Origin of the sequence: Pseudolactococcus piscium, from assembly GCF_002441695.1 — a bacterium.
GTDB lineage: Bacteria > Bacillota > Bacilli > Lactobacillales > Streptococcaceae > Pseudolactococcus > Pseudolactococcus piscium.
The window spans coordinates 1-10,618 of sequence record NZ_JXJW01000029.1 but is presented as its reverse complement, the minus strand read 5'-3'; the positions used below and the strand labels follow the sequence as shown (position 1 = coordinate 10,618).

Here is a 10,618-nt window from a genome sequence, read left to right as displayed (position 1 = left end):
TAATTGGTAGTTATTAGAGGTGCCCTAAAGATAAAAAAATTATTGGCTGTAGTCTGCAAGGTATTCACGAAAACTTCTTACGACATGAACATGGTCGCCTTAAAAAGGTACTTGGTGATGGTTCTACTGGTCTCAATATTGATATTGGTACACTTGAACGACTTATATTTCTTGAAGCTCCTATTGACTTAATGAGCTACTATGAGCTTAATAAAATTCGACTAGAAAACGTAAGACTTGTTTCAATGGACGGTTTAAAAGATACTACTATTTCAAGGCATCTATACGAACTTTTAGCTGAAAAAGAGGGGCTTACAGATATTAACCTTGATGATGCCAAAAAATTACTCCCTATTTTAGCAAATACAAACTTCTTTGAATTAGGTGCTAATCGTGAATTGATCACTTTAGCTGTAGATAATGATAAGGCAGGTTTGGGCTTTATTGAAAAGTTAAAAAATAAGAATATAAAATTCAACATTGACTTGCCACCGCTTGAGAACAATCAAGAAAAAATGGACTGGAACGATTTTTTGAAACAAAAAAAAGCCCTTGACCTAAGCCAAGAGCCTAACATTGGGAGCGGGACTTTTAACCGCACTTCGAGTTCTTTAGACAGTCAAGCTGTCAAGGAAGTACCCCAACCTGTTGAACAAGTTCAACCTACTTTTCCTACCAATGCTCAATTACATTTTAGCATTACTAACCCTCAAAAGTCAATAAGAAAGCCCAGCTACTACAAAGCAAAACCTAAAGATTTGACAAAAATAAATAGATACGCATCTGTTATTCAAGACTCAGCTAAATGGTATGAAGATACTCTAGCAGGGTCTAAAATATCTTATTTGTATCTTGATCAAAATAAACCTGAAATACTAAAAGAAGAAAGTATACAATTATCGGATAAATCTTTTGACTCTGAATTTCCTAGTGAAGTGTCAGAAGAAAAATCAGTATCAGATATGATCCTTGAAAAAGATACAAAAGGTTTATCAGAGCATATGAAAAAAGGCATCAAAAATTATTTACAATCTGATCAGTATGCAACATTTTTAAAAGCTATGGGCAAACTTCACAACTATTCGCCTAAAAACATTCAGCTTCTTTTATCACAAAATAAAATGTTGTTATCATTGATAATGATACGTTCAAACAACAGCACCCAAATTTTGACGAATTAGTGAAACTCTATGAAAAAGACGTAGTAAAACATGCAACATCCTATTCTAATCAGCTGGTAAAGCTTAATTAGGTTATATAAGCTTGAAAATAAAGGGTTTGTCCAATATGGACAAGCCTTTTTCTTATGTTTTGCCACAGATTTGCCACACTTATTGTGTAAGAGTATCAAGGATAGGTATAATTTGATCCTTTGTTTTTTTAGTGATGTGCAAATAAATTTCTGTTACACGACTACCTCTAGAATGCCCTACACGGTCTTGAATTGCTTCTAGGGGTATTCCTTGCTTTGCTAAGAAACTAATATGCGTATGACGGAATATATGGGTCGTAATATGTTTATTAAAACTAAGTTTATTATCAATATCAATTCCTGCTCGTTTTGGATTACCTTTTCGATTTAATTTTCCATTTTCAGGTGAGTTGATGGTCATAAAGAGTGTCATCAAGGTCAAAAACAATATTTTTATAAGTCATAATTCTAGTCCGCTTTTAAAATAGTAGTGTACTGGCTAAATTCCTCTAAGTGTTGAGGGCTAATCTGGTTATCTGTAATGATGGTATCGAGTTGATCTAGATCATAGAAGTTAAAGAAATCGTATCGATCGAATTTAGTACTGTCTACTAATAAAAATTTTTCTACAGCATTGTTTAGGGAAAGTTGTTGAATCACACCTTCCTTGTCACTATATGTAGCAATAGAATTATGGGTAACAGCATTTGCACTAACAAAAGCTTTGGCAAATCTCATTGCTTTTAAATTTGTCGAAGCCATTGAACCTACAAAAGCTCCAGTTATTTCTCTATATTCACCGCCAAGAAGCAATAAATCAATGGTTTCGCTATCATTTAGAATCAAGAACACAGGGAGACTATTTGTAATGACACGAATTTTATAACCTTTACGACCTTTCAATTCTAATGCCAGTTGTTCAAGTGTAGTTCCGGGTCCAATAAAAATAGTATCGCCATCTTTGATTAAAGAGCAGGCTTTTTTAGCAATGTCAATTTTTTCTTTTGTATTTAGACTTTTCTTCTCGATATGTGTCTTTTCAAGTGTCTTTTTAGAGGAAAGCAATTGTGCACCACCATGAGTACGTGTTAAAAGTCCATCAGCTTCTAGAGCATCAAGGTCTCTACGGGCTGTCATATCGGAAATATCTAGTTCATCTATTATTTCTTTTGTGGTTATGGTCCCATCAATCCTTAACATATCTAAAATTTTTTCTAATCGTAGTTTTTTGTTCATATGAAGACTCTTCTCTCATAAAGTAATTTTTTTCCAAAGATAATTCTCTTTTAATTGTATCATAAAAAAAATGTTTTCAAGGTAAAACAAACAATTTCAAACAAAAAAACGTTAGATGATGAAATAAGAACAGAGGATTGACGTATATTAGCTTAGGTCAGATTTTGTATAAGACGAAAATAAAGTAGGACCTCTTAATCAGTAAGTTATAGAAAGTAAAAGACTTTTGTAATACTTGAATAGATATTTCACGTCCATTTTGTGATGGATTAAATGAACAAAAATGAACAATAATTTAACGGTGTTATCTATTTTTAAAAAAAACAAAAAAAAAACAAAAAATAAACAAAAAGCGTTGCTTTTTGTTTGGATGTTTGATATTATATAAATAAAGAGATGATGAAAGCGTTATCTCGAACATTTTGCAAAATGTTTTCTATTTCTACGTAGCATTTATTTCTAAAATTTAGGAGGTAGTCAAAATGGCTATTGTTGTTGGTGCAGATCTCAAAGGTACGAGATTAAAAGATGTTGTGAAAAATTTTCTTGTAGAAGAAGGTTTTGAGGTAATTGATGTGACTAAGGACGGACAAGATTTTGTTGATGTTACCTTGGCAGTTGCCTCTGAAGTAAATAAAGATGAGCAAAACTTAGGTATTGTAATTGATGCTTATGGAGCTGGTCCATTCATGGTAGCAACTAAAATTAAAGGTATGGTTGCAGCAGAAGTTTCAGATGAACGCTCAGCTTATATGACACGTGGACATAACAATTCACGAATGATTACGGTTGGCGCTGAAATCGTCGGTGATGAGCTTGCTAAAAACATCGCTAAAAGTTTCGTCAATGGTAAATATGATGGCGGACGTCATCAAATCCGAGTAGATATGCTTAACAAGATGTGTTAAGAAAAGGAGTTAAAAAATGAGAATCGCAATTGGATGTGACCACATTGTCACAGATGTAAAAATGGCAGTATCAGAATTCTTGAAATCAAAAGGATATGAGGTACTTGATTTCGGAACATATGACCACGTACGTACTCACTACCCTATCTATGGTAAAAAAGTCGGTGAAGCAGTAGTAAGTGGTCAAGCAGACTTGGGAGTATGTATCTGTGGTACAGGTGTCGGCATTAACAATGCAGTCAATAAAGTTCCAGGTGTTCGCTCAGCGTTGGTTCGTGATATGACGTCAGCTCTATATGCTAAGGAAGAACTTAATGCGAATGTTATCGGTTTTGGTGGAATGATTACTGGTGGTCTTCTTATGAATGACATCATTGAAGCTTTCATTGAAGCTGAGTACAAACCAACAGAAGAAAATAAAAAATTGATTGCAAAAATCGAACACGTTGAAAAACATAATGCACATCAAGCAGATGAGGATTTCTTTACAGAATTCCTTGAAAAATGGGACCGTGGTGAGTACCACGATTAAGGTATAACCAATGATTCTGACAGTCACACTAAATCCTTCAGTAGACATCTCTTATCCTCTAGAAACATTGAAAATTGATACAGTGAATAGGGTGAAAGATGTTAGTAAGACAGCTGGTGGAAAAGGCTTAAATGTTACTAGAGTCTTGTATGAATCTGGTGATAAAGTTACTGCTACAGGTTTCTTAGGTGGTAAAATTGGTGAATTTATTGAAAGCGAATTAGAACAATCTCCTGTTAGTCCAGCTTTTTATAAAATCTCAGGAAACACTAGAAACTGTATTGCTATCTTACACGAGGGTAACCAAACAGAAATTTTGGAACAAGGACCAACAATTTCTCATGAAGAAGCAGAAGGCTTTCTTGACCACTATAGCAATCTTATTAAACAATCAGAAGTTGTGACAATTTCAGGAAGTTTACCTTCAGGACTTCCCAACGATTATTATGAAAAACTTATCCAACTTGCTTCGGATGAAGGAGTAGCAGTCGTTTTGGATTGTTCAGGTGCACCTCTTGAAACAGTTCTAAAATCGTCGGCTAAACCTACTGCCATCAAACCTAATAATGAGGAACTTTCACAGTTGCTTGGAAAAGAAGTAACAAAAGATATTGAAGAACTTAAAGACGTTCTTAAAGAGTCACTTTTTAGTGGTATCGAATGGATAGTGGTCTCATTAGGTCGAAACGGTGCCTTTGCAAAACATGGTGATGTTTTCTATAAGGTAGATATTCCTGATATCCCAGTTGTTAATCCAGTCGGATCAGGGGACTCAACGGTAGCTGGTATTGCATCAGCTTTAAATAGTAAAAAAAGTGACGCTGACTTATTAAAACATGCGATGACATTGGGTATGTTAAATGCTCAAGAAACAATGACAGGGCATGTGAATATGACTAATTACGAAACACTAAACTCACAAATTGGAGTAAAAGAGGTATAAAAATGATACTTACAGAACAGAAACGCAAATCTTTGGAAAAACTTTCAGATAAAAACGGTTTTATCTCAGCTTTGGCATTTGACCAACGTGGTGCTTTGAAACGTTTGATGGCACAGTATCAAGATACAGAACCAACTGTAGCTCAAATGGAAGAACTAAAGGTTTTGGTTGCTGATGAACTTACAAAATACGCTTCTTCAATGTTGCTTGACCCTGAATATGGACTTCCAGCAACAAAAGCATTGGATAAAGAAGCAGGTCTTCTTCTTGCCTATGAAAAAACAGGTTATGATACATCAAGTACAAAACGTTTGCCTGACTGCTTGGATGTTTGGTCTGCAAAACGTATCAAAGAGCAAGGCGCTGATGCCGTTAAGTTCTTGCTTTACTATGATGTAGACAGCTCAGATGAACTTAACCAACAAAAACAAGCTTATATTGAACGTGTTGGTTCTGAATGTGTCGCTGAAGATATTCCTTTCTTCTTGGAAATCCTTGCTTATGATGAAGAAATCTCAGATGCAGGTTCTGTTGAATATGCAAAAGTGAAACCTCGCAAAGTCATTGAAGCGATGAAAGTTTTCTCTGATCCACGCTTTAACATTGATGTTCTTAAAGTAGAAGTACCAGTTAACGTTAAATATGTCGAAGGTTTTGCTGATGGTGAAGTGGTTTACAGTAAAGCTGAAGCTGCTGACTTCTTTAAAGCACAAGAAGAAGCGACTAACCTTCCATACATCTACCTAAGTGCAGGTGTATCTGCTAAATTGTTCCAAGAAACATTGCAATTTGCTCACGACTCAGGTGCCAAGTTTAATGGTGTGCTTTGTGGACGTGCTACTTGGGCAGGATCTGTAGAACCTTACATCAAAGAAGGTGAAAAAGCAGCACGTGAATGGTTGCGTACTACTGGATTCGAAAATATTGATGAACTTAACAAAGTTCTTGTTAAAACAGCTAGTCCATGGACTGATAAAGTATAGTAAAAACATAAAACGGAGGATATGTTGTGAACAGAGAAGAGATGACTCTCTTAGGGTTTGAAATTGTTGCTTATGCTGGAGATGCTCGCTCTAAACTTCTGGAAGCGCTTAAAGCGGCTGAAAATGGTGATTTCGCTAAGGCAGATAGTCTTGTAGTAGAAGCAGGAAGCTGTATTGCAGAGGCTCACAATTCTCAGACAGCTATGTTGGCTCGAGAAGCTTCTGGGGAGGAACTTCCATACAGCGTTACCATGATGCATGGTCAGGACCACTTAATGACTACTATCTTATTAAAAGATGTGATTCATCACCTCATAGAATTTTATAAAAGAGGAGCAAAATAATGAATAAACTAATTGAACTTATTGAGAAACGGAAACCATTCTTTGAGAAAATCTCTCGAAACATCTATCTTCGTGCTATTCGTGATGGATTTATCGCTGGTATGCCAGTCATCCTTTTCTCATCTATCTTTATCCTTATTGCCTATGTCCCAAATGCTTGGGGATTCCACTGGTCAAAAGACATTGAGACCTTCTTGATGACTCCTTATAGCTATTCGATGGGTATCCTAGCATTCTTTGTTGGTGGTACTACCGCTAAAGCTTTGACGGACTCAATGAACCGTGACCTACCTGCGACCAATCAGATTAACTTCTTATCTACGATGCTAGCGTCTATGGTAGGGTTCCTTTTGATGGCAGCTGAGCCTGCAAAAGAAGGAGGCTTCTTGACAGCCTTCATGGGAACAAAAGGTCTTTTGACAGCATTTATTGCAGCCTTTGTGACAGTTAATGTTTACAAGGTCTGTGTGAAAAATAATGTTACTATTCGTATGCCTGAAGAGGTTCCACCAAATATCTCTCAAGTATTTAAAGACTTGATTCCATTCACTGTATCGGTTGTTCTCCTTTATGGACTTGAACTCATTGTTAAGGCAACTCTTGATGTAACCGTTGCAGAATCAATCGGTACCCTTATTGCTCCTCTCTTCTCAGCTGCAGATGGTTACCTTGGAATTACACTTATCTTTGGTGCTTATGCCTTCTTCTGGTTTGTTGGTATCCACGGTCCTTCAATTGTCGAACCAGCAATCGCTGCTATCACTTATGCCAATATCGATACCAACTTGCATCTTATCCAAGCTGGACAACATGCAGATAAAGTTATCACTTCTGGTACTCAAATGTTTATTGTTACCATGGGTGGAACAGGAGCTACATTGATTGTTCCATTCTTGTTCATGTGGATTTGTAAATCAGAACGTAACCGTGCCATCGGACGTGCCTCAGTTGTTCCAACATTCTTTGGGGTTAATGAGCCAATCTTATTTGGTGCACCAATCGTATTGAATCCGATTTTCTTTATACCGTTCATTTTCGCTCCGATTGCCAACGTTTGGATCTTTAAATTCTTTGTTGACACATTGAACATGAACTCATTCTCTACCAACCTTCCATGGGTTACTCCTGGTCCGTTGGGAATTGTACTCGGTACTAACTTCCAAGTTCTAGCATTTATCTTAGCCGGTCTCTTGATAGTTGTTGATACTATCATTTATTACCCATTTGTTAAGGTATACGATGAACAAATTCTTGAAGAAGAACGTTCTGGTAAAACAAACGATGCTTTTAAAGAAAAAGTAGCTGCAAACTTCAATACTACTAAAGCAGATGCCGTTCTTGGAAAAGCAGGCGTTGCTAAAGAAGATGTAGCAGCAAACAATAATATCACAAAAGAAACTAATGTTCTTGTTCTTTGTGCAGGTGGAGGTACAAGTGGCTTGCTTGCCAATGCCTTGAACAAAGCAGCAGCAGAATACAATGTTCCAGTCAAAGCGGCAGCGGGTGGTTACGGTGCTCACCGTGAAATGTTGCCAGAGTTTGACTTGGTTATCTTGGCTCCACAGGTCGCTTCAAACTTCGATGATATGAAGGCTGAAACAGATAAATTGGGCATTAAACTTGCAAAAACTGAAGGAGCTCAATATATCAAATTGACACGTGATGGACAAGGTGCTCTTGCATTTGTTCAACAACAGTTTGATTAATAAATTTGTAAAAGTTATTTGAGACGAGATTATTCTTTCAGTTCCTTATAATATTGTTAACCATATCATTGCATTTCATTTCCTTGGTTTCCGGAACTCAGAATATCGTCTCAAATGCTTTTTTTGAAAGGATTTATAGATATGACTAAAACACTTCCTAAAGATTTTATTTTTGGTGGTGCTACAGCTGCTTATCAAGCAGAAGGTGCGACTCACACGGATGGTAAAGGCCCAGTTGCATGGGATAAGTATCTTGAAGACAATTATTGGTATACAGCAGAACCTGCAAGTGATTTTTACCATAAATACCCAGTTGATTTAGAATTAGCTGAAGAATATGGTGTTAATGGTATTCGTATTTCTATTGCCTGGTCTCGTATTTTCCCAACGGGTTACGGTGAAGTAAATGAAAAAGGTGTTGAATTCTACCATAAACTATTTGCTGAATGCCACAAGCGTCATGTTGAACCATTTGTGACTTTGCATCATTTTGACACACCAGAAGCTCTTCATTCAAATGGAGATTTCTTAAACCGCGAAAATATAGAACACTTTATAGATTATGCCGCTTTCTGTTTTGAAGAGTTTCCAGAAGTAAACTACTGGACAACTTTCAATGAAATTGGCCCAATTGGTGATGGTCAATACTTGGTTGGTAAATTCCCTCCAGGCATTAAATATGATCTTGCCAAAGTCTTCCAATCACACCACAACATGATGGTCTCTCATGCACGTGCTGTAAAATTGTATAAGGATAAAGGTTATAAAGGTGAAATTGGTGTTGTTCATGCTTTACCAACTAAATACCCTTATGATCCGGAAAATCCAGCAGATGTTCGTGCTGCTGAACTTGAAGACATCATCCATAACAAATTTATCTTGGATGCAACCTATCTTGGGCACTATTCAGATAAAACGATGGAAGGTGTCAACCATATCCTAGCTGAGAATGGTGGAGAACTTGATCTTCGTGATGAAGACTTCCAAGCACTTGAAGCAGCTAAAGATTTGAATGATTTCCTTGGTATCAACTATTACATGAGTGATTGGATGCAAGCTTTTGATGGTGAGACTGAAATCATTCACAATGGTAAGGGTGAAAAAGGAAGCTCTAAGTACCAAATTAAGGGTGTTGGTCGTCGAGTAGCTCCTGACTATGTTCCGCGCACAGACTGGGATTGGATTATTTATCCTGAAGGCTTGTATGACCAAATCATGCGAGTGAAAAATGATTATCCGAATTACAAGAAGATTTACATCACTGAAAACGGTCTCGGATACAAAGATGAGTTTGTAGATAATACTGTTTATGATGATGGTCGTATTGATTACGTGAAGCAACACTTGGAAGTTTTATCAGACGCGATTGCGGATGGTGCAAATGTTAAAGGTTACTTCATTTGGTCACTTATGGACGTTTTCTCATGGTCAAATGGTTATGAAAAACGTTATGGATTGTTCTATGTAGACTTTGATACGCAAGAACGCTATCCTAAGAAATCAGCACATTGGTATAAGAAATTAGCAGAAACTCAAGTGATAGAGTAATATCACCTGAGAATGTAATAATTTGTTATCTGATTTTTAGATCAGGCTTTGAAAAGGTATATATTATTAATTTCGAAGATTGTCCTATAATTCCTGAGCTTGAAGCTACCTCACTACAAAATGTAGTAACTGGTATGTTTCACCTGGAAAAGAATGGATTTGCCATTCTGATTTAGCATTATCCGAATTTGAATGGGAAGTTTTACAATTACTCGATGTAGCAATATGTGAGACTGTTCACTTCGAGGTAGATTATTTGCCTTTCCAATAACAAAAAGAAAGGAATTGACTGTGACTATCGAATTAAAAAACAAGTATCTTACGGTTCAGTTTAAAACACTTGGTGGTCAACTGACTTCGATTAAAGACAAAGATGGGTTAGAATATCTCTGGCAAGCTGATCCAGAGTATTGGAATGGACAGGCACCAATTCTATTTCCTATCTGTGGTAGTTTACGTAATGATTGGGCTATTTATAGACCTCAAGAAAGACCTTTTTTTACAGGTCTAATTCGTAGACATGGTTTTGTTCGAAAAGAAGAATTTACTCTTGAAGAAGTTAATGAAAATAGCGTGACTTTCAGTATTAAACCAAATGCTGAGATGCTTGATAATTACCTATATCAGTTTGAACTGAGAGTTGTTTATACCTTGAATGGTAAATCAATTAGAACCGAATTTCAGGTAACGAACTTGGAAATTGAAAAAACAATGCCTTACTTTATTGGAGCCCATCCAGCATTCAATTGTCCTTTAGTAGAAGGTGAAAACTATGAGGATTATTATATTGAATTTAGTGAGGTTGAGTCTTGCTCGATACCAAAGAGTTTTCCTGAGACAGGATTATTAGATTTGCAAGATAGGACACCTTTTTTGGAAAATCAAAAGATTCTCGATTTGGACTACTCACTTTTTTCCCATGATGCCATTACACTTGACCAGCTCAAGTCTCGTAGCGTAACGCTTCGGTCAAGGAAGTCTGGTAAAGGTCTTCGAGTAGATTTTGATGATTTTCCGAACTTGATTCTGTGGTCTACAACTAATAAAAGTAAATTCATTGCTTTGGAACCTTGGAGTGGTCTCTCCACTTCACTTGAAGAAGGTAATTTCTTAGAAGATAAAAGACAGGTAACGAAAATTTCACCTCAAGAAACTTCTAGAAAAATCTATGATATTACTATCCTTAATTAAAATTTGGGTTCTGTTGCGAAGTTTGAAAATCAAAC

Annotated in this window: 11 protein-coding genes and 2 pseudogenes; 11 read left to right on the top strand and 2 right to left on the bottom strand. The window is 36.4% G+C overall.

Features of this window, described 5'->3' with window-relative positions; all coding sequences use genetic code 11:
* Positions 1–245 precede the first annotated feature (245 nt).
* Together RU86_RS12135 and RU86_RS12440 are read left to right on the top strand one after the other, a co-directional pair.
* A complete protein-coding gene (locus tag RU86_RS12135; protein WP_342743761.1) occupies positions 246–1,181 on the top strand; it encodes a toprim domain-containing protein in 936 nt (311 codons plus the stop codon).
* Positions 1,121–1,243: pseudogene (locus RU86_RS12440) on the top strand (zeta toxin family protein); the annotation flags it as partial. The gene RU86_RS12135 and the pseudogene RU86_RS12440, both read left to right, overlap by 61 nt.
* 88 nt (positions 1,244–1,331) lie before the next feature.
* Here the strand turns inward: RU86_RS12440 and RU86_RS11065 are convergent.
* Together RU86_RS11065 and RU86_RS11060 are read right to left on the bottom strand one after the other, a co-directional pair.
* Positions 1,332–1,613: a tyrosine-type recombinase/integrase gene (locus RU86_RS11065; RefSeq protein ID WP_245334355.1), complete on the bottom strand. Its 282-nt coding sequence runs from the start codon at positions 1,611–1,613 to the stop codon at positions 1,332–1,334.
* 47 nt (positions 1,614–1,660) lie between these two features.
* Positions 1,661–2,428 carry a DeoR/GlpR family DNA-binding transcription regulator gene (locus RU86_RS11060; protein WP_096815356.1) on the bottom strand — a complete coding sequence of 256 codons (768 nt, stop codon included), beginning with the start codon at positions 2,426–2,428 and terminating at the stop codon, positions 1,661–1,663.
* A gap of 482 nt (positions 2,429–2,910) precedes the next feature.
* On the opposite strand from RU86_RS11060, the gene lacA reads away from it, so the two are divergent.
* The 9 genes and pseudogenes from lacA (at position 2,911) to RU86_RS11010 (ending at position 10,583) form a co-directional block, all read left to right on the top strand.
* Positions 2,911–3,336: a galactose-6-phosphate isomerase subunit LacA gene (lacA, locus tag RU86_RS11050; RefSeq protein ID WP_096815355.1), complete on the top strand. Its 426-nt coding sequence runs from the start codon at positions 2,911–2,913 to the stop codon at positions 3,334–3,336.
* A gap of 16 nt (positions 3,337–3,352) precedes the next feature.
* Positions 3,353–3,868 carry a galactose-6-phosphate isomerase subunit LacB gene (gene lacB / locus RU86_RS11045; protein WP_096815354.1) on the top strand — a complete coding sequence of 172 codons (516 nt, stop codon included), beginning with the start codon at positions 3,353–3,355 and terminating at the stop codon, positions 3,866–3,868.
* 10 nt (positions 3,869–3,878) lie between these two features.
* On the top strand, positions 3,879–4,811 hold the full coding sequence (lacC, locus tag RU86_RS11040; RefSeq protein WP_002290553.1) for a tagatose-6-phosphate kinase: 933 nt from the start codon (positions 3,879–3,881) through the stop codon (positions 4,809–4,811).
* Between the two features lie 2 nt (positions 4,812–4,813).
* Positions 4,814–5,794 (top strand): tagatose-bisphosphate aldolase, encoded by a 981-nt coding sequence (lacD, locus tag RU86_RS11035; RefSeq protein ID WP_096815353.1) that lies wholly within the window; start codon positions 4,814–4,816, stop codon positions 5,792–5,794.
* 26 nt (positions 5,795–5,820) lie between these two features.
* A complete protein-coding gene (locus RU86_RS11030) occupies positions 5,821–6,138 on the top strand; it encodes a PTS lactose/cellobiose transporter subunit IIA (RefSeq protein ID WP_096815352.1) in 318 nt (105 codons plus the stop codon).
* The gene (locus RU86_RS11025) at positions 6,138–7,844 is read left to right on the top strand and encodes a lactose-specific PTS transporter subunit EIIC (protein WP_096815351.1); all 1,707 of its coding nucleotides are present in this window, start codon (positions 6,138–6,140) and stop codon (positions 7,842–7,844) included. Before RU86_RS11030 ends, RU86_RS11025 begins: the two co-directional genes overlap by 1 nt.
* 141 nt (positions 7,845–7,985) lie before the next feature.
* A complete protein-coding gene (gene lacG, locus RU86_RS11020; RefSeq protein WP_096815350.1) occupies positions 7,986–9,392 on the top strand; it encodes a 6-phospho-beta-galactosidase in 1,407 nt (468 codons plus the stop codon).
* Positions 9,392–9,663 (top strand): annotated as a pseudogene (locus RU86_RS11015) (DUF3884 family protein). Before lacG ends, RU86_RS11015 begins: the two are co-directional and overlap by 1 nt.
* A gap of 20 nt (positions 9,664–9,683) precedes the next feature.
* Positions 9,684–10,583: an aldose 1-epimerase family protein gene (locus tag RU86_RS11010; protein WP_096815349.1), complete on the top strand. Its 900-nt coding sequence runs from the start codon at positions 9,684–9,686 to the stop codon at positions 10,581–10,583.
* The last annotated feature ends 35 nt before the right edge of the window (positions 10,584–10,618 follow it).

Bases quoted from the DNA above. Each gene is read 5' to 3' on its own strand.
- RU86_RS11025 (WP_096815351.1), top strand. From the start codon at position 6,138: ATGAATAAACTAATTGAACTTATTGAGAAACGGAAACCATTCTTTGAG.
- RU86_RS12135 (WP_342743761.1), top strand. From the start codon at position 246: ATGGACGGTTTAAAAGATACTACTATTTCAAGGCATCTATACGAACTT.
- lacG (WP_096815350.1), top strand. From the start codon at position 7,986: ATGACTAAAACACTTCCTAAAGATTTTATTTTTGGTGGTGCTACAGCT.
- lacD (WP_096815353.1), top strand. From the start codon at position 4,814: ATGATACTTACAGAACAGAAACGCAAATCTTTGGAAAAACTTTCAGAT.
- RU86_RS11060 (WP_096815356.1), bottom strand. From the start codon at position 2,428: ATGAACAAAAAACTACGATTAGAAAAAATTTTAGATATGTTAAGGATT.
- lacC (WP_002290553.1), top strand. From the start codon at position 3,879: ATGATTCTGACAGTCACACTAAATCCTTCAGTAGACATCTCTTATCCT.
- lacB (WP_096815354.1), top strand. From the start codon at position 3,353: ATGAGAATCGCAATTGGATGTGACCACATTGTCACAGATGTAAAAATG.
- lacA (WP_096815355.1), top strand. From the start codon at position 2,911: ATGGCTATTGTTGTTGGTGCAGATCTCAAAGGTACGAGATTAAAAGAT.
- RU86_RS11065 (WP_245334355.1), bottom strand. From the start codon at position 1,613: ATGACCATCAACTCACCTGAAAATGGAAAATTAAATCGAAAAGGTAAT.